The sequence below is a fragment of the Burkholderia oklahomensis C6786 genome (genome assembly GCF_000959365.1).
GTDB classification, from domain to species: Bacteria; Pseudomonadota; Gammaproteobacteria; order Burkholderiales; family Burkholderiaceae; genus Burkholderia; species Burkholderia oklahomensis.
Map to the genome: position 1 here is coordinate 2692118 of NZ_CP009556.1, position 17200 is coordinate 2709317.

The following is a 17200-nucleotide window of genomic DNA, read 5'->3' on the forward strand; positions in this document are numbered from 1 at the left end:
GCGCCCAGGAATTTTCCCTGGCCGAGCGGAGCTATCAAGGAGGAATCCAAACGATATCGAGGCAGGACGGCTTCGCTCGAACGAGCCCATCGCCAGCGGCCGCCGACACCGAAAAATCCAGCGTTCTCCGTGACTTGCCGCCGAATCCTCAGCAAAGCACACGGCGCCCACCGTGTCGGCGCGATTGCGGATGAAGCAGGAGCGACACGATATCCATTGAATTTTCATGCAGCCCGATAAAATGCCATTCGAAAAAACGAATACGGAAATTGCATGAACTCGCATGAATGGCGAGTTATGTAGGCTGAAGCACATTTGCATGACTCGGCAAATGCGAACGAACGCGCAATATTCTGTTTTTCGGCGATGCGCGTTCGTCCGTCTTTCGTTCGCGGGCGTCACGCCCGCCGAACCGCCGCGTTACCCACCGAGATACGCGCTCCTGATCCGGTCGTTCGCCAGCAGGTTCGCGCCGGTGTCGGCGAGCACGACCCGCCCGGTTTCGAGCACATAGCCGCGATCGGCGACCTGCAGCGCCTTGTGCGCGTTCTGCTCGACGAGGAACACCGTGACGCCTTCGTCGCGAATCGTCCGGATGATGTCGAAGATCTGCGCGATCACGAGCGGCGCGAGGCCGAGCGTCGGCTCGTCGAGCAGCAAGAGGCGCGGCCGGCTCATCAGCGCGCGGCCGATCGCGAGCATCTGCTGCTCGCCGCCCGACATCGTGCCCGCCCGCTGCGCCGATCGCTCCTTCAGTCGCGGAAACAGGCGATACACGTGCTCGACGCCTTCGTCGATCTCATGGCGGCTCGCGAAGAAGCCGCCCATCTTCAGATTCTCGAGCACGGTCAGGCTCGGGAACACGCGGCGCCCTTCCGGCGAAATCGCGAGCCCCTGGCGCATGATGTCGTGCGTCGGCATCGAGGTGATGTCGCCGCCTTCGAACAGCACACGCCCGCTCGACGCGCGCGGCGTGCCGCACACGGTCATCATCAGCGTCGTCTTGCCCGCGCCGTTGCTGCCGATCAGCGTGACGATCTCGCCCTTCTTCACTTCGATCGACACGCCCGACAGCGCCTCGATCGCGCCGTAATGCGTGTGGACCTTCTCCAGCTTCAGCATCACTCCTCTCCCAGATAGGCCTTGATCACGCGCGGATCGTTGCGCACTTCGTCGGGCTTGCCGATCGTGATCGGCCGGCCGTGCTCCATCACCAGAATGCGATCCGAGACCCCCATCACGAGACTCATGTCGTGCTCGATCAGCAGCACCGCGACGCCGAACTCGCGGCGCAGCCGGTCGATCAGATGCTGCAGTTCGACCTTCTCCTGCGGATTGAGGCCCGCCGCCGGCTCGTCGAGCATCAGAAGGCGCGGGTTCGTGATCATGCAGCGCGCGATCTCGAGGCGGCGCTGGTGCCCGTACGAAAGCGTGCCCGCGGGCCGGTTCGCGACCGCCGTCAGACTCATCCGATCGAGCCACACCGCCGCGCGCTCGAGCGCTTCCCGCTCCGCGCGGCGATACGCCGGCGTCGCGAAGAGGCCGTGCAGGAGCCCCGACTTCACCTGCCGGTGCTGGGCGACGAGCAGATTCTCGACGACCGTCAGCGACTTGAAGAGCCGAATGTTCTGGAACGTCCGCACGAGCCCTTTGCGCGCGACCTGATGGCTCATCAGCCCTCCGATCGCGTGGCCGTCGAGCACGACGCTGCCCGACGTCGGCCGATAGAACCCGCCGATGCAGTTGAACACCGTCGTCTTGCCCGCGCCGTTCGGACCGATGATCGCGAACACCTCGTCGCGGCGCACGTCGAAATCGATCCCGTCCACCGCGAGCAGGCCGCCGAAGCGCATCTGCAGCGCGGCCACCTTCAGCATTTCCGTCGTCGCGCTCATTGCGGCAGCTCCACGTGGGGACGGCTCGCGGGCAGCAGGCCCTGCGGACGCCACATCATCATCAACACCATCACGAGACCGAACATCAGCATCCGGTACTCGGCGAAGCCGCGCGCGATTTCGGGCAGCAAGGTCAACAGGATCGCCGCGAGGATCACGCCGAGCTGCGAACCCATTCCGCCCAGCACGACGATCGCGAGAATCAGCGCGGATTCGATGAACGTGAACGACTCGGGATTCACGAGCCCCTGGCGCGCGGCGAAGAACGCGCCGCCGATGCCGGCGAACGACGCGCCGAGCGTGAACGCCGAAAGCTTGATGCGCGTCGGGTTGAGCCCGAGCGAGCGGCACGCGATCTCGTCGTCGCGCAGCGCTTCCCACGCGCGGCCCATCGGCATCCTGATGAGCCGGCTCGTCACGAACAGCGTGAAGCAGACGAGCACGAGCGCGATCAGGTACAGGAAGATCACGACGTGCTCGCCGCTGTACTCGAGCCCGATCAGCTCGTGGAACGTCTTCGCGCCTTCGACGCTCGCGCTTCTCGCCATCTCGAAGCCGAACACGGTCGGCTTCGGAATGCCGGAGATGCCGTCCGGGCCGCCCGTGACGCTCGTCAGGTTGTTCGCGAGCAGACGGATGATCTCGCCGAAGCCGAGCGTGACGATCGCGAGATAGTCGCCGCGCAGCCGCAGCACCGGGAAGCCGAGCAGGAAGCCGAACGTCGCCGACGCGAGCGCGGCGAGCGGCAGGCATTCCCAGAACGTCAGCCCGAAGTACTGGTTGAGGAGCGCATACGTGTAGCCGCCGACCGCATAGAAGCCGACATAGCCGAGATCGAGCAGCCCGGCGAAGCCGACGACGATGTTCAGGCCGAGGCCGAGAATCACGTAGATGAGCGCGAGCGTCGCGACGTCGACCGCGCCGCGCGAGCCGAAGAACGGCCACACGAAGCCGATCGCGACGAGCGCCCAGACGATCGCGCGCTGCTGCCGCGCGCCGAGCGGCGCCGCCGCAGGCAGGCGCACCGCAGCCTTCGCGCGCAGCAGCGCGGGCTTGAACAACTGGAACAGGAACACGGCGGCGACCGCGATCCAGACCGGCCGCCAGTGCGCTTCGAGCACGACCTGATAGCCGTCGAGCTTCAACTGGAGGCCGAGGATCGGCACCGTGAGGATCGCCGTCAGCACGGCGGCCGTCACCGCGTGCCTGAGCGACTGGACGGCCGGCGCGCCGGCCGGCGCGCGGACGGAAGTCATCGCTTGATTCATGGGCGGCCTCACACTTTTTCGATGTCCGACTTGCCGAGCAGGCCCGTCGGGCGGAACAACAGGATCAGCACGAGGAGGCCGAAGGCCACCACGTCCTTGTACTCGGCGGGCATGTAGCCGGACGCGAAGGTCTCCGCGAGACCGAGCAGCACGCCGCCCAGCATCGCGCCGGGAATGCTGCCGATGCCGCCCAGCACCGCGGCCGTGAACGCCTTGATGCCCGCGACGAAGCCGATATACGGATTGAGCTTGCCGATCGTGAGCCCGATCAGCACGCCGCCCACCGCGGCGAGCATCGCGCCCAGCACGAACGTGAACGAGATCACTCGGTTCGTGTCGATGCCGAGCAGGTTCGCCATCCGCATGTCCTCGGCGCACGCGCGGCATGCGCGGCCCATCCGCGAATGCGAGATGAACAGCGTGAGCGCGATCATCAGCACGATCGTCACGCAGACGATCAGAAGACGCGCATACGGCACCGTCACGTCGAAGTCGCCGCCGACATGGATGTCGAACGCGCCGGAAATCAGCACGGGCACCGACATGTCGCGCGCGCCCTGGCCGATCTGCACGTAGTTCTGCAGAAAGATCGACATGCCGATCGCGGAGATGAGCGGCACGAGCCGCGGACCGCCGCGCAGCGGCCGGTACGCGACGCGCTCGACCGCGAACCCGTAGAGCCCGGTGACGACAACCGACACGATGAGCGCCGCGCCGAGCACGAGCGGCAGCGGATAGCCGGCGGACACGCCGATCGCGGTGAGGGTGACGAGGCCCACGTACGCGCCGATCATGTAGATCTCGCCGTGGGCGAAGTTGATCATGCCGATGATCCCGTAGACCATCGAATAGCCGATGGCGATCAACGCATAGATCGCGCCCAGCGTGAGGCCGTTGACCAGTTGCTGGGCGAATTGCGGAAAGAATTCATTCATGCGGGCAGCTCCCGTTCGCGCCGACGCGCGTGCGTGCGGCGCCGCTCGTGAAAGCGGCGGCGCGCGCCGCGCACGGGCGTCCGATCTCGACACGCCCGCCGCGCCGCGGCCCGCTGCTCGCGCGGCTGCGCCGGGCCAATGCGACCCGCCCCGCTCGGACGTGCGGCGGGGCGGATGGGCGGGCAGATACTCCGATTAGTTGGCGGCCGTCTTGGTCGCGTCCTTGTGCCACTTGTAGACGACGAACTTGAACGCCTTCAGGTCGCCCTGCGCGTCGTACGACACCTTGCCGATCGGCGTGTCGAAGCCGTGCTGGTGCATGTACGCGGCGACCTTCGTCGGATCGGCGGTCTTCGCGCCCGCGATCGAATCGGCGATGATCTTCACCGCCGAATACGCGGGCATCTGGAACGGGCCGTTCGGATCGCGCTTCTTGTCGGCGAACGCCTTCACGAGGGCCGCGTTGGCCGGATCGGCGGTGAAATCGGCGGGCAGCGTGACGAGCATGCCTTCGGACGCGGGGCCCGCGATCGCGGTCACGTCCTTGTTGCCGACGCCTTCCGGTCCCATGAACGCGGCCTTCACGCCCTGCTCGCGCGCCTGGCGCAGCAGCAGGCCCATTTCCGGGTGATAGCCGCCGAAGTAGACGAAGTCGACGCCTTGCGACTTCAGCTTCGTGATGGTCGCCGAGTAGTCCGAATCGCCCGCGTTGATGCCTTCGAACAGCACGACGGGGATCTTCGCCGCTTCGAGATCCTTCTTCACCGACGATGCGATGCCCTGGCCGTACGACTGCTTGTCGTGCAGCACGGCGACCTTCTTCGGCTTGACCTTGTTGATGATGTACTGCGCGGCGGCCGGACCCTGCTGATCGTCGCGGCCGATCGTGCGGAACACGAACTTGCGCTTCTTGCCTTCGGTGAGTTGCGGCGCGGTCGCGGACGGCGTGACCATCACGATGCCTTCGTTCTCGTAGATGTCGGACGCCGGAATCGTCGAGCCCGAGCACACGTGGCCGATCACGTACTTGATCTTCTGGCTGACGATCTTGTTCGCGACCGCGACCGCCTGCTTCGGCTCGCACGCGTCGTCCATCATCACCGCCTCGAGCTTGTTGCCGCCCGCGCCGCCGGCTGCGTTGATCTGCTCGATCGCCGTCAGCGCGCCGGCCTTGACCATGTCGCCGTACTGAGCGACCGAGCCGCTCATCGGGCCGGCAATGGCGATCTTCACGGTTTCCGCATGGGCGGCGGCGCCGGCGGCGGCGAGCATCGCGGCAAGAGAGATGGACGAAAGACGGGACAGCATCATCAGGAGCTCCTCGATTATGTTTAGTCATACGGGCAAGGCGGCATGACTTGCGCAATCGAACAACACCCGTGGACGAAACGACTTGGAGCACGCCCGAGACGGATAGACGGACCTGCAGATGGAACGGCGCTTGCGGGGCCCGGCAGTGTCAGCCGCCGTCGCGAAAGACAGAGACCTTGGTTCGGAAAGACAACGTGATGCGTCTTATATTGCGCAAGCGATTCGCCTGCCCCGCTTACCTAACCGCTCGTCGGACGGATCTGCCGACAGCCGTTGGCAAGGCAGCCGAAATTATAGGATCGTTTTTCATGCGTCAGACCAGAAATAGCTGACGAATCAGGGAAAATACGCAGTCCAACCGGTCGTTCGAGCCCCCGGTTGCGCCCGATTTCGACGTGTTGCACCGCAGTGCGATTCAACGCTCGCGACACGTTTCGCGCGATCATTCTGCGCAATTTCTCTTTACATACGGGCGCTTAACCTGGCGCTGCACTGCACCGTCGCGTGCGCCGAGCGAAATCGGAGACGGTCGCGGCGACGGCGTGCGGCCCGCCATTCGGATCGAGGTGCAACCGCACGGCTGCCCGAACCGGTACGACGTCCACGCAATGATCGCCCACGAACACGCATATGGCGGCATCTGCGTTGGGGCCATAGCAGGCGTTTTGATATTTCGATGAAATAATGCGATCGCGCGGCCGGCCAGCCGTTTCTTTCGATCGCCTGTCGAATCGGCTCGCCGTTTTCGGCCGTTCCGTGCCGGCCGGCCGCGCGCTTCGCTCGTCGTGCGACGTCCGTGCGACATTCATCTGGCGGGAATCCGTCCGCCATTCGCGCTGCACATCACTTACGCTCGCTTCATGGATTTCGACGTCATCGTTCTCGGCGCAGGCATCGTCGGCGTATCGGCCGCGCTGCACCTGCAGGATCGCGGCCGCCAGGTCGCGCTCGTCGATCGCGGCGCGCCCGGCGACGGCACGAGCTTCGGCAACGCCGGGCTCATCGAGCGCTCGTCGGTCGCGCCGTATGCGTTTCCGCGCAGCCCGCTCGCGCTGCTGCGCTACGCGCTGAACCGCTCGACCGAGCTCTATTGGCATCGCGCGTCGCTACCGTCGTTCGCGCCGTGGCTCGCGCGCTTCTGGTGGGAATCGGCGCCGCGCCGCCATGCGGCCGCCGCGCGCGACATGCTGCCGCTCATCGAGCGCAGCGTCGCCGAGCACGATGCGCTGATCGCGCGCGCGAACGCGGGCGACCTCGTGCGCGCGTGCGGCTGGATCGAGGCGTATCGCACGCCTGCCCGCCTCGCGCATGCGACGAGCGACGCCCTGCGCAGCGCGAGCCGGCACGGCCTGCGCGTGGCGACGCTGGACGCGGCCGCGCTCGCCGCGCAAGAGCCCGCGCTCGGCCCGGGCTTCTGCGGCGCGCTGCACTGGCTCGATCCGAAGAGCGTCGTCGATCCCGGCGCGCTCGTCAAAGCGTACGCACGGCTCTTCGAGCGCGACGGCGGCGCGCTGCTCGAAGGCGATGCGGCGAGCATCGAATCGAGCGGCGAAGGCTGGCGCGTGCGCACGGCCGACGGCATCGCGGCCGCGCGCGAGGTCGTCGTCGCGCTCGGCCCGTGGTCCGACGCGGTGTTCGCGAAGTTCGGCTACCGGATTCCGCTGCGCGAGAAGCGCGGCTACCACATGCATTACGCGCCGCCCGACGACGCGCCGCTGTCCGCGCCCGTCGTCGATCTCGAGCACGGCTACGTCGTCGCGCCGATGCGCGGCGGGCTGCGGCTCACGACGGGCGTCGAGATCGCCGCGCGCACGCTGCCGCCGACGGGCGTGCAGCTCGCGCGCGCGGAACGCGTCGCGCAGCCGGCGTTCCGGCTCGGCCCGCGGCTCGACCCCGCGCCGTGGCTCGGCTTTCGGCCGTGCACGCCGGACATGCGCCCGGTGATCGGCGCCGCGCCGCGGCACCGCGGAATGTGGTTCGCGTTCGGACACAATCATCACGGGCTCACGCTCGGTCCGATCACGGGACGCCTGCTCGCGGAAATGATGTGCGGCGAGCCGACCGCCGCGAACGTCGCGCCGTTTCGCGTCGAGCGGTTTCTCTGATTCGAAGCGGATGCGCGCGCGAGCGCATCGGCGGCGGCAGGAAAGTTCGACGCGCTCTCAAACGCGCGACGCCCGACGGCGATGCGCCGCGAACGCCGCGCTCCGGCGGTAGCGAGCCGCGCGGCATGAACCGCGCGGCATGTCGATCTACACGCGATGCATGGTCGATCCGCACGAAGCGCCGGACGATGCTTGATCCGCGTCCGGGGCGCGCGGTGCATCGAACGCGATTCGGCAAGCGACGAGCGCGCTGAGCGATGCATCGATCGCCATTGCCGTCGAGCGTGCTCGACGAAGCGCGCTCGCCGAGCATCCGATGGCTCCGCGAAGACAATCGCCGCGCGCATGCGACACGCGACACGCGACACGCGCTCGACCATGATTGCGCGCCCGCCGCTCATCGATCGATTGATCCGGCAAATTCGAATCCGCCGAACGAGACAAGAACATCGGCGCCGCATCCCGCTCCGTTTCTCGGCAACGAAGCGAATCCGACATTGCGCGGAATCGCGCAAACGATTTTGCGCCGTCGTCGAAACGCGGCGCCTAATCGGTAATCGCGCAATAAGCAACCGACTAACCCGCCGAGGAATCATTGCACATTGAACGAATAGAGCTTTGCAATTTTCACAACGAACATCGTCACAACGATCAATGCAGTCGAATCGAACGCAGGATTAACCGTAACGCACTCGGACGCGTCGGCGGCAAAACAATCGCACGAATCGCCTTTGCGTTGAAGCGGCAAACCTTGACACGCGGTGAAACACCACGACAAGACGCGCGCCGCCGCCGCACGTCCGCACATCGCGGCAACCGGCCGCGAACGGCGGACGCGGCTCGCGACGCGCCACAGCGGGGTTCGGGGGGCCGTTTCGTATCCGATTCGTGCACCATTCGAGTGAACGACTCGGCACTCCACTTTTGTCTGCTAATGGAAATCGATTATTTCTAAATCGGCAAAAAGTAATTTGAGCCAGACAGGATGTTTTTTCCGCGCGAGCGCGCTTACATTTAGCGCACCCCTCTAATGGAAATCGCTACGGAATCGACGGAAAGCAGTTGCAATAACTGCCTAGGCCGATACCGCACGAGCTTTAGGAAACGGCAAAATGAAGTCCTCCAAATCCCAGCCTGTGCTCGATCCCGCTGACGTTCACGTCGAAATCCTCGAACGCTCCGACACGCTGCTCGTCGTCCGATGGGTCGAACCCGGCCGCTGCCACTACGGCGAGCAACGCTGGCGCCGCCGCTTCGCGCAACGCACCGGCACCTGCGCGCTGTCGCGCCAGGTGATCCATCGCGGCGACGAAGTGTTCCGCCCCGCCGAGCGTCCGGCGCCCGCAAACGCAGGCGCGATGATCTCCGCCGCCGAAGTGCTCGGCCATACGAGCGGCAAGTAACGCCGCGATCCCGCCGCCGGCGCGGCCGATGCCGCGCCATATATAGTTAGAGCGACGTCTCTAGCTTGCCCCTTGTTTTCGCCAGCTCGCGTCACTACCGTTACATCAGTCAATGTAACGGTGTGGGGCGCGGACGAGGGAATCGCCGCTGCTCCGATGCACCGGATCTAGGGCCCGTTCACGCAAAAAACGGGCTCGTGAACGCGCCGCCCCACGGCGCGCCACCGGATGGAGACGAAGATGCATGCATGGAGCGCGCAACATGTGCTGCCGCAAGGCGGAAAAGTCGCGGTTGTCACAGGAGCCAACAGCGGTCTCGGCTGGCAGATCGCGGAAACGCTCGCCGCCAAGGGCGCGCAGGTGGTGATGGGGTGCCGGGATTCGGCGAAGGGCGAACTGGCCGCGCACACGATCCGCACCCGTTACCCGCGCGCGCGCATCGAGGTCGAGTCGCTCGATCTCGCCGATCTCGCCTCCGTCTGCCGTTTTGCCGATGCCGTCACCGATCGCCACGGCCGTGTCGACATCCTCTGCAACAACGCGGGCGTGATGTTCCTGCCGCTGCGCCGCACGCGCGACGGCTTCGAAATGCAGATGGGGACCAATCATCTCGGCCACTTCGCGCTGACGGGCCTGTTGCTGCCCGCGCTGCGCGCGTCGCACCGCGCGCGCGTCGTGACGATGTCGAGCGGCTTCAACCGGCTCGGCAAGATCCGCCTCGACAACATGCTCGCCGAGCACGGCTACAACAAGTACCGCGCATATTGCGACAGCAAACTCGCCAACCTGATGTTCACGCTCGAACTGCAGCGCCGCTTCGATTACGCGGGACTGTCGATCCTGAGCGTCGCCGCGCATCCGGGCTATGCGGCCACCAACCTGCAATTCGCCGGTCCGACGATGGAAAACTCGCCGTTCGGCTCGTTCGCGATGCGCCTGTCGAACCGCTTCGTCGCGCAGCCGGCCGAGGTCGGCGCACTGCCCGCGATCCATGCGGCGACGACGGCCGACGTCGAGGGCGGCGCGTACATCGGCCCCGCGCGCCTGTGCGAAACGCGCGGCTATCCGGCCGATGCGCGCATCCCGCACCAGGCGCGCGACGTGCAGGTGGGCGCCCGCCTGTGGGAGAAATCCGAACAACTGACCGGCGTGCGCTATCTCGACACGCGGCCGCCCGGTTCGCGCCGCGGCCCATCGCGCTACGACGCGACATTCCGCGCACTCTGAAGCATTTCGCCAAGCCCAGGCTCGCCGCTTCGCCCGCTGCAGTCCGGCGGTCGGGCGGCTTTTTTTATCGCCGCGACACCCCGCCGCTTGCCACCGGGATTTTTTCATTTTTTGAAAAGATATTTCGCTAAAGCCAGCGTTTACCCGTAAGAACCCGAAGACTACGATGTAACCAATCGCTTAAGACATGGTGTCGAAAGCGAAGTCAATAAAACATTCGGAGGTTCTCATGAAATCGCTCGTTTATGCAGTCGTCGCCGCTTCCGCTCTTACTGCTTCGTTCGGTGCGTTCGCGCAATCCAACCAGTCGCTGACCCGTGCGCAAGTGCGCGCGGAACTGGTCCAGCTCGAGAAGGCCGGCTATCACCCGGGCGTGTCGAGCCCGTACTATCCGGAAGACATCCAGGCCGCCGAAGCACGCGCGCAAGGGGCCGCCGACACGAGCGGCTACGGTGCGCAAGCCGCGCCCGTCGCGCACGTCGGCGCTCCGACGGCTGCGGCGCCCCGCTCGCCGCGCGACTCGATCTACTTCGGTCAGTAAAGCAGTCGACGGACCGTGCGGCCTTGCCTGATCCGGCCGCCGCGCGGTCTGAATCTCGTACGACGAGCCGGTCGTTCGGCGCATCGTCGACCCCATTCGGGCCCCTAACCTCCGCCGCTCCATTTGGAGCGGCTTAGCCTGGGCGCCTGGCGCCTGGGCGCTTTTTCGGCTGAGGCGCAAGTCCGCGATCGCGGCGGATCCCACGAGTGGGAAACAAAATCGATCCTTACATATTTTGTAAGGATCGATTTTTTTATGGCGGCTCGCCGTACGTGTCGCAATCACCGGCCGTATCAAACGTCGACGCAACCATTGCCCATCGTTTCGCGCCGCGCGCGTGCGGTTTCAAACACCCGTCCGAATTCCAATTGCGTCCCGGTAGAGGCGCGTTTATCGATTCGTGTCGTCATTGTCACGTCGGCAGGTACCCGTTGTTCCGCATGTCGGGCGGCACGCTGCTTATTCGCGTCGCTTGCGGTCTTTCCATTTCGACGGAAAGGCGCTCTCCCCAGCCCCGCCCTTACGACGCCATGCGTTCGGCACTTACCGCGCTTCTCACGCGTCGCGCGTCACTTACCCGGCTCAAGCAGGAATTCGCAGACGATCCGATGCATTCGCGCGGCCTGCGGACTCGTGTCGAGCGCCCGCCAGCAGCCGTGAACGAGCCCGTCGCCGAGCCAGAAGCGCGCCGCGCCGCCCGCCGACCGGATGCGCTCGACATAGACGCGCGCATCGTCGCGCAGCGGATCGTGCTCCGCGCCGACCGCCAGCACGGGCGGCATGCGGTCGAAGCCGTTCGCGTCGAGCGGCACCGTGCCGCGTGGCGGCCGGGCATCGCCCCAATAGAGGCGGCGGCATGCGTGCACGTCGGCGAGCGTGAGCATCGGCGCGTGCGCCTCCGTCTCGCGCGCGGGCGACTGCGGCTCGAAGCCGAGCATCGGATAGACGAGTGCGACCGCGCAAACGCCGCCGACCGCGCGACGGCCGCCACCCAATTCGCCGTCGCGCAGCGCCGCGATCACCGACGCCGCAAGTGTGCCGCCCGCGCTGTCGCCTGCAAGCCGAAGCGGCAGCGCGATCGAATCGAACGGCAGCCGGCCGTCGAGCGCCGCGACGGCGACCTCCAGGCAATCGTCGAACGCGGCCGGCGCAGGATGTTCGGGCGCGAGCCGATAGTCGACGGCGATCACGTCGAGCCCCGTGTCCGCCGCGATCCGCGCGGTGACGAGCGCGTGGCTGTCGAGCGACCCGACGACGAAGCCGCCGCCATGAAAGAACAGAACCGTCCCGCGCGCATCGGATCGCCGCGATCGGTAGCGCCGCAAGCCGATCGCGCGGCCGTCGGACGCGACGAAGCGCGCGTCGGCCGTATCGACGTCCACCGGCAAGGCGGGCGTCCACGCCGCGGCGAACCGCTCGTAGCACGCGCGCTGCTCCGCGATCGGGCGCGACGCGGCGTCGTCCGGATACCACGCGGCGACGCGCGCGACGAACGCTTCGATTTCCGGTTCCAGCATCGCGCGCGTCGCCGGGCTTGTCGGTTCGCCGCGCGTCAGCGGCGCGCGGGCAGGCCGATCACGCGTCCCGCATAAGCGGGCGCGGGGCACGTGCGCTGCCGCGCATGCAGATTCGCGATCCGCTCGGCGACGTCGGCGTCGAACGGCGCCGCCTTCGGTCCGCCCGTGTCGACGTGCAGCAGCATCTGCTCGCTCGCCGACACCGCGCCGTCGATCCCTTCCGCGAACATCTCGAGATACAGATGCAGCCGCTTCGCGTCGTGCGCGAGCACGCGCGCATCGACCCGCACGCGCGTCCCCGCCTTGATCTCGTGCAGATAGTTGACGTGCGCCTCGAGCGTGTAGACCGAGCGGCCGCGCGCCCGGCGCGCCGCATCGTCAAGGCCGATCGCGTCGAGCAGCGCATCGGTCGCGAAGCTGAAGATCAGCAGATAGAACGCATCGCGCAGATGCCCGTTGTAATCGACCCAATCCGCGCGAACCGCGTCGCGGTAGATCGTCAGCTCCGTCGCTTGCATCGCGGCCGTCGTCATCGTCATTCCTCGTAGCGCATTCCGTGGCGCGCCTTCACCGCGGCGATCGCCGCGATCACTTCGGTGATGCACTCGTCCCGATAGCGCTCGAGCGCCTTGATGCTGCGTTGTCCTTGCTGCTCCGCGGTGCCTTCGACGACGCGGTCGATCAGCTCGTCGGTCAGTCGCGGCGCGACGAGCTTGGTCCACGGCAGCTCCAGCGCGGGACCGAACTGCTGCATGAAGTGGCGCATGCCGGCCTCGCCGCCCGCCAGCGTATACGTGAGGAACGTGCCCATGAACGACCAGCGGATCCCCGCGCCGAAACGAATGGCGTCGTCGATCTCGCCCGTCGTCGCGACGCCTTCGTCGACGAGATGCAGCGCCTCGCGCCACAGCGCTTCGAGCAGGCGGTCCGCGATGAAGCCCGGCACCTCCTTGCGCACTCTCAGCGGCCGCATGCCGAGCGCGCGATAGACGCCGATCGCGGCGTCGACGGTCTCGGGCGCGGTGCACGCGCCGCCCAGCACTTCGACGAGCGGCAGCAGGTAGACCGGGTTGAACGGATGTCCGACGATGCAGCGCCCGGGACGATGCGCGCGCGCGTAGAAATCCGTCGGCAGCAGGCCGGACGTCGACGACGCGATGATCGCATCGGGCTTCGCAGCGCGGCTGATCCGATCGTGCAGCTCGAGCTTCAGCGCTTCGCGCTCGGGCGCGCTTTCCTGGATGAAGTCCGCGTCGGCGACGCACGCATCGATCGTCGAGACGAAACACAGCCGCTCGGGCGACGCGCCCGGCGCCAGCCCGACGCGCACGAGCGCGGGCCACGCGTTCTCGATGTTCGCGCGCAATTGCTTTTCCGCGCCGTCGGCGGGATCCCACGCGACGACGTCGAGTCCGTTCGCGAGCGCGCGCGCGACCCAGCCGCTGCCGATGACGCCTGCGCCGATCGCCGCGAACGTGTTGATTTCGGTGATGACAGCCATGAACCTTCGATCCTTGAACGAGAAAATGACGCGAAAGGGCCGGTTCGGCGCGACACAGATGCGCGTCCGACCGCTTCCGCTACGTTGCGCCGTATTGCGTCGCGCTCGCGCGTTACGCGTATTCGGCGATCGCGCGCCGCTCGAGCGGACGCTCACCGCGCGGCGGCAAGCCGAGCTTGCGACGCCCTTCGGCAGGCGTCAGCACGCGCCCGCCCAGGCGCTCGACGATCTCTCGCGCGCGCTCGACGAGCGAGCCGTTCGTCGCGTGCACGCCGCGATCGAGCCACAGGTTGTCTTCGAGGCCGATCCGCACGTGGCCGCCGAGCAGCATCGCCTGCGCGACCATCGGCATCTGCATCCGGCCGATCCCGAAGCCCGCCCAGTGCGCGCCGGGCGGCAGATTGTCGACCATCGCCTTCATCGTGCCGGTGTCGGCGGGCGCGCCCCACGGGATGCCGAGGCAAAGCTGGAAGAGCGGCGGATCGTCGAGGAGTCCTTCCTTCAGCAACTGCTTCGCGAACCACAGATGCCCGGTATCGAAGATCTCCAGTTCCGGCTTCACGCCCAGCTCCTGGATGCGCTTCGCGCCGGCGCGCAGCTGCGCGGGCGTCGACACGTAGATGTAGTCGCCGTCGCCGAAATTCAGCGTGCCGCAATCGAGCGTGCAGATCTCGGGCAGCAGTTCCTCGACGTGCACGAGGCGCGTCAAGCCGCCGACGAGGTCCGTGCCCTTGCCGAAGCGCATCGGATCCTCGCCCGCGCCGATCTCGAGATCGCCCCCCATGCCGGCCGTCAGATTGATGATGACGTCGACGTCGGCCGAGCGGATGCGGTCCACCACTTCGCGATACAGATTCGGATCACGGCTGCCGCGGCCCGTCAGCGGATCGCGCACGTGGCAGTGCGCGACCGTCGCGCCCGCCCTCGCGGCCTCGATCGCCGCATCGGCGATCTGCTTCGGCGTGACCGGTATCGCCGGATGCTTGCCGACCGTGTCGCCCGCGCCCGTCACCGCGCACGTCACAATGACTTCTTGATTCATCGCTGTCGCCTCGTTCAGATTCGGATGAGCGCGCCGTCCGGATGTCGCGGCCGGCACGCCCGGTTCAGAGTCCCAGATAAGCCTTCACCGCGGACAGGCCGTCCTTGCCGTCGTAGGTCTTCACGCCGGCGAGCCATGCGTCGAGCACCTGCGGATTCTTCTTGAGGTACGCCTTCGCGGCTTCCGTCGGCCTCACCTTGTTCATCACCGCCTGCATCAGCTGGTTTTCCATTTGCGTCGTGAAGCGCAGATTGCCGACGAGCTTGCCCGCGTTCGGACAGCGCGTCATGTAGTCGGGCGCCGTCAGCGTGTACACGCGCGCTTCGCCGTAGTTCGGGCCAAACGACGCGTCGCCGCCCGACAGATAGTTCATGCTGATCTGGATGTTCATCGGATGCGGCTCCCAGCCGAGGAACACGACCCACTTCTTGTCGCGGATCGCGCGGTCCACCGTGACGAGCATCCCGGCCTCGCTCGATTCGACGAGCTTGAAGCCGCCGAGCCCGTACTGGTTCGTGTCGATCATCTTCTGGATCGTCGCGTTCGCGCTGCTGCCGGGTTCGATCCCGTAGATCTTGCCGTCGAGCTCGGCGCGATGCTTCGCGATGTCGTCGAACGATTTCAGTCCGGCCTGGTACACATAGCTCGGCACCGCGAGCGTCGCCTTCGCGCCGGACAGGTTCGGCGGCTCGACGACCGCGATCGACTTCGAATCGAGGAACGGCTGAAGCTGATGCTGCTGCACCGGCCACCAGTAGCCGAGCGATATGTCGAGCTGCTTGTTCTTCAGTCCGGCGAACGAAATCGGCACGGACGAGATCGTCGTCGTCGGCTTGTAGCCGAGACCGTCGAACAGCAGCGACGCGAGCGCCGTCGTCGACGTGATGTCGGTCCAGCCGATGTCCGCGAAGCGCACGTTGCGGCATGCGGCCGAGTCCTGCGCGAAGGACGGCAGCGGCAGCGCACATGCTGCGGCGAGCGCCGCGCCGAATACGAATGTCGTGGTGGACTTCATGGTTGCCTCCCTGTTCGACGGATTCCGCAGGCGATTTCAAGGGGACGACGAAGCCTGCACCGTGGGCTCAAAGGTAACGGGCCATATTCGCGGCAAAGCGACCGACGGCGACCTTTTCTTGCCTGTTAGCGACTATGCGTGAAAACCATTAGATGGACGAACTGTCAGGCATGACGGGGCTTTTCAGGCATACAGCGCGTGAGGCGGCTTGCCTGCTTGCGTCTTGCTTGCTACGCTCGGCCGATCGGTTCAGTTGCACATGCGTCCATGCCAGAAGAGTTCCATTTCCTGCTGATGCCCGGCTTCTCCGCGCTGGGTTTCATGTCGGCGGTCGAGCCGCTGCGCGTCGCGAACCGCTTCAGGCCGAGTCTGTACCGCTGGCGCATCGTCAGCGGCGACGGCGCGCCCGTCGTCGCGAGCAACGGCATTTCGCTGAACGTGGACGCCGCGTTCGCGCAGGTCGAGCACGCGCACACGATCTTCGTAATCGCGGGCTTCGATCCGCTCGCGTGCTACACGCGCGCGCTCGGCGACTGGCTCAAGCGCGAGTATCGACGCGGCGCGACGCTCGGCGGCATCGACACCGGCAGCTTCGTGCTCGCGGAGGCGGGGCTCTTCGATGCGTCCCATGCGCTGACGCTGCACTGGGAAGCGCTCGCGGCGTTCCAGGAACGCTATGCGCACCTGAAAACGACGCAGGAGCTGTTCGAGATCGACGAACGGCGCATCACCTGCGCGGGCGGCACCGCGTCGATCGACATGATGCTCGACCTGATCGGCCGCCGGCATGGCGCCAATCTCGCCGCGACGATCTCCGAGCAGTTCGTGCTGAGCCGGATCCGCCAGCGCTCCGATCGTCAGCGCCTCGAGATCGCCGCGCGCTACGGCGTGCACAACCGCAAGCTGATCCAGGTGATCGGGACGATGGAGCATCACATGGAAAGCCCGCTGCCGTCCGACACGCTCGCGCAGGAAATCGGCGTCACGCGCCGCCAGCTCGAACGGCTGTTCAGCTCGATCCTGGACGATACGCCGACGCGCTTCTATTTGCGTCTGCGGCTCGATCGCGCGCGCGAGCTTCTTCAGCAGACCGATATGACGGTCGCCGCCGTATGCGCGGCTTGCGGTTTCGAATCGCCTTCGCATTTTTCCCGCACCTATCGCGCGCAATTCGGCACAAGCCCGCGAAACGACCGGCACGCGCTGCGCTGAGCCAAACACCGTGCTGCGCATGGGGCGATCGCGGCGGCGCGAAATCGTGCGCCGCCTTACTGTTTTCGCCTATCGAACCGCCCCTCGAAAATAGTTGGAAATAAGATTGAAAATATTCTGTAACATGTTCTAAAAATAGATAGGCAGACTAACGACGTGAAATTCCAGTGCGACCGTTTGTTTGCCGAATAGAAGAGCAGCATTCCAAATATTTATTCCGAGGGGTTT

General features: G+C 66.2%; 16 protein-coding genes. 6 read left to right on the forward strand and 10 right to left on the reverse strand.

The genetic code is table 11. The features are described from left to right. Positions 1-420: 420 nt before the first annotated feature. The 5 genes from BG90_RS29600 to BG90_RS29620 form a co-directional block, all read right to left on the reverse strand. Positions 421-1122 carry an ABC transporter ATP-binding protein gene (locus tag BG90_RS29600; RefSeq protein WP_010118126.1) on the reverse strand — a complete coding sequence of 234 codons (702 nt, stop codon included), beginning with the start codon at positions 1120-1122 and terminating at the stop codon, positions 421-423. Next, positions 1122-1895, reverse strand: coding sequence for a high-affinity branched-chain amino acid ABC transporter ATP-binding protein LivG (gene livG / locus BG90_RS29605; RefSeq protein WP_010108302.1), 774 nt, complete (start codon positions 1893-1895; stop codon positions 1122-1124). Before livG ends, BG90_RS29600 begins: the two co-directional genes overlap by 1 nt. Then, a complete protein-coding gene (locus BG90_RS29610; RefSeq protein ID WP_010118125.1) occupies positions 1892-3163 on the reverse strand; it encodes a high-affinity branched-chain amino acid ABC transporter permease LivM in 1272 nt (423 codons plus the stop codon). The genes livG and BG90_RS29610 overlap by 4 nt, the downstream gene beginning before the upstream one ends. Positions 3164-3171: 8 nt before the next feature. Further along, complete coding sequence (gene livH / locus BG90_RS29615) at positions 3172-4098, reverse strand: high-affinity branched-chain amino acid ABC transporter permease LivH (RefSeq protein ID WP_010108298.1); 927 nt, start codon at positions 4096-4098, stop codon at positions 3172-3174. Between the two features lie 195 nt (positions 4099-4293). Then, a complete protein-coding gene (locus BG90_RS29620; RefSeq protein WP_025990160.1) occupies positions 4294-5409 on the reverse strand; it encodes a branched-chain amino acid ABC transporter substrate-binding protein in 1116 nt (371 codons plus the stop codon). Between the two features lie 860 nt (positions 5410-6269). Here BG90_RS29620 and BG90_RS29625 point away from each other — a divergent pair. The 4 genes from BG90_RS29625 (at position 6270) to BG90_RS29645 (ending at position 10685) form a co-directional block, all read left to right on the forward strand. Next, positions 6270-7514 carry an NAD(P)/FAD-dependent oxidoreductase gene (locus BG90_RS29625; RefSeq protein WP_010118123.1) on the forward strand — a complete coding sequence of 415 codons (1245 nt, stop codon included), beginning with the start codon at positions 6270-6272 and terminating at the stop codon, positions 7512-7514. A 1112-nt stretch (positions 7515-8626) separates the two neighbouring features. After that, positions 8627-8917: a DUF3331 domain-containing protein gene (locus BG90_RS29635; protein WP_015603862.1), complete on the forward strand. Its 291-nt coding sequence runs from the start codon at positions 8627-8629 to the stop codon at positions 8915-8917. Between the two features lie 240 nt (positions 8918-9157). Continuing rightward, entirely contained in the window at positions 9158-10144 is a 987-nt protein-coding gene (locus tag BG90_RS29640; RefSeq protein WP_010118119.1) for an oxidoreductase, read from the forward strand. Between the two features lie 229 nt (positions 10145-10373). Then, positions 10374-10685 carry a DUF4148 domain-containing protein gene (locus BG90_RS29645; RefSeq protein WP_010108281.1) on the forward strand — a complete coding sequence of 104 codons (312 nt, stop codon included), beginning with the start codon at positions 10374-10376 and terminating at the stop codon, positions 10683-10685. Between the two features lie 569 nt (positions 10686-11254). On the opposite strand, the gene BG90_RS29650 is transcribed toward BG90_RS29645, so the two are convergent. The 5 genes from BG90_RS29650 to BG90_RS29670 all read right to left on the reverse strand — a co-directional run bounded on the left by BG90_RS29650 (position 11255) and on the right by BG90_RS29670 (position 15760). Next, a complete protein-coding gene (locus tag BG90_RS29650) occupies positions 11255-12202 on the reverse strand; it encodes an alpha/beta hydrolase (protein WP_010118117.1) in 948 nt (315 codons plus the stop codon). A gap of 35 nt (positions 12203-12237) precedes the next feature. Beyond that, complete coding sequence (locus BG90_RS29655; RefSeq protein WP_025990159.1) at positions 12238-12735, reverse strand: thioesterase family protein; 498 nt, start codon at positions 12733-12735, stop codon at positions 12238-12240. Between the two features lie 2 nt (positions 12736-12737). Beyond that, a complete protein-coding gene (locus BG90_RS29660; protein ID WP_010118116.1) occupies positions 12738-13703 on the reverse strand; it encodes an L-carnitine dehydrogenase in 966 nt (321 codons plus the stop codon). Positions 13704-13815: 112 nt separating this feature from the next. Then, complete coding sequence (cdhC, locus tag BG90_RS29665) at positions 13816-14745, reverse strand: 3-dehydrocarnitine:acetyl-CoA trimethylamine transferase CdhC (protein ID WP_010118115.1); 930 nt, start codon at positions 14743-14745, stop codon at positions 13816-13818. A 64-nt stretch (positions 14746-14809) separates the two neighbouring features. After that, entirely contained in the window at positions 14810-15760 is a 951-nt protein-coding gene (locus tag BG90_RS29670) for a choline ABC transporter substrate-binding protein (RefSeq protein WP_010118114.1), read from the reverse strand. On the opposite strand from BG90_RS29670, the gene BG90_RS36915 reads away from it, so the two are divergent. Beyond that, complete coding sequence (locus BG90_RS36915) at positions 15759-15902, forward strand: hypothetical protein (protein ID WP_164466508.1); 144 nt, start codon at positions 15759-15761, stop codon at positions 15900-15902. The genes BG90_RS29670 and BG90_RS36915 overlap by 2 nt on opposite strands. A 125-nt stretch (positions 15903-16027) precedes the next feature. Then, positions 16028-16972 (forward strand): GlxA family transcriptional regulator, encoded by a 945-nt coding sequence (locus BG90_RS29675; protein ID WP_010118112.1) that lies wholly within the window; start codon positions 16028-16030, stop codon positions 16970-16972. Positions 16973-17200: the final 228 nt, after the last annotated feature.

Excerpts from the sequence above, each read along its gene's own strand:
- BG90_RS29620 (WP_025990160.1), bottom strand. The coding sequence starts at position 5,409 with ATGATGCTGTCCCGTCTTTCGTCCATCTCTCTTGCCGCGATGCTCGCC.
- BG90_RS29655 (WP_025990159.1), bottom strand. The coding sequence starts at position 12,735 with ATGACGACGGCCGCGATGCAAGCGACGGAGCTGACGATCTACCGCGAC.
- BG90_RS29645 (WP_010108281.1), top strand. The coding sequence starts at position 10,374 with ATGAAATCGCTCGTTTATGCAGTCGTCGCCGCTTCCGCTCTTACTGCT.
- livG (WP_010108302.1), bottom strand. The coding sequence starts at position 1,895 with ATGAGCGCGACGACGGAAATGCTGAAGGTGGCCGCGCTGCAGATGCGC.
- BG90_RS29610 (WP_010118125.1), bottom strand. The coding sequence starts at position 3,163 with ATGAATCAAGCGATGACTTCCGTCCGCGCGCCGGCCGGCGCGCCGGCC.
- BG90_RS29650 (WP_010118117.1), bottom strand. The coding sequence starts at position 12,202 with ATGCTGGAACCGGAAATCGAAGCGTTCGTCGCGCGCGTCGCCGCGTGG.
- BG90_RS29635 (WP_015603862.1), top strand. The coding sequence starts at position 8,627 with ATGAAGTCCTCCAAATCCCAGCCTGTGCTCGATCCCGCTGACGTTCAC.
- BG90_RS29675 (WP_010118112.1), top strand. The coding sequence starts at position 16,028 with ATGCCAGAAGAGTTCCATTTCCTGCTGATGCCCGGCTTCTCCGCGCTG.
- BG90_RS36915 (WP_164466508.1), top strand. The coding sequence starts at position 15,759 with ATGGTTGCCTCCCTGTTCGACGGATTCCGCAGGCGATTTCAAGGGGAC.
- cdhC (WP_010118115.1), bottom strand. The coding sequence starts at position 14,745 with ATGAATCAAGAAGTCATTGTGACGTGCGCGGTGACGGGCGCGGGCGAC.
- livH (WP_010108298.1), bottom strand. The coding sequence starts at position 4,098 with ATGAATGAATTCTTTCCGCAATTCGCCCAGCAACTGGTCAACGGCCTC.
- BG90_RS29660 (WP_010118116.1), bottom strand. The coding sequence starts at position 13,703 with ATGGCTGTCATCACCGAAATCAACACGTTCGCGGCGATCGGCGCAGGC.
- BG90_RS29640 (WP_010118119.1), top strand. The coding sequence starts at position 9,158 with ATGCATGCATGGAGCGCGCAACATGTGCTGCCGCAAGGCGGAAAAGTC.
- BG90_RS29670 (WP_010118114.1), bottom strand. The coding sequence starts at position 15,760 with ATGAAGTCCACCACGACATTCGTATTCGGCGCGGCGCTCGCCGCAGCA.
- BG90_RS29625 (WP_010118123.1), top strand. The coding sequence starts at position 6,270 with ATGGATTTCGACGTCATCGTTCTCGGCGCAGGCATCGTCGGCGTATCG.
- BG90_RS29600 (WP_010118126.1), bottom strand. The coding sequence starts at position 1,122 with ATGCTGAAGCTGGAGAAGGTCCACACGCATTACGGCGCGATCGAGGCG.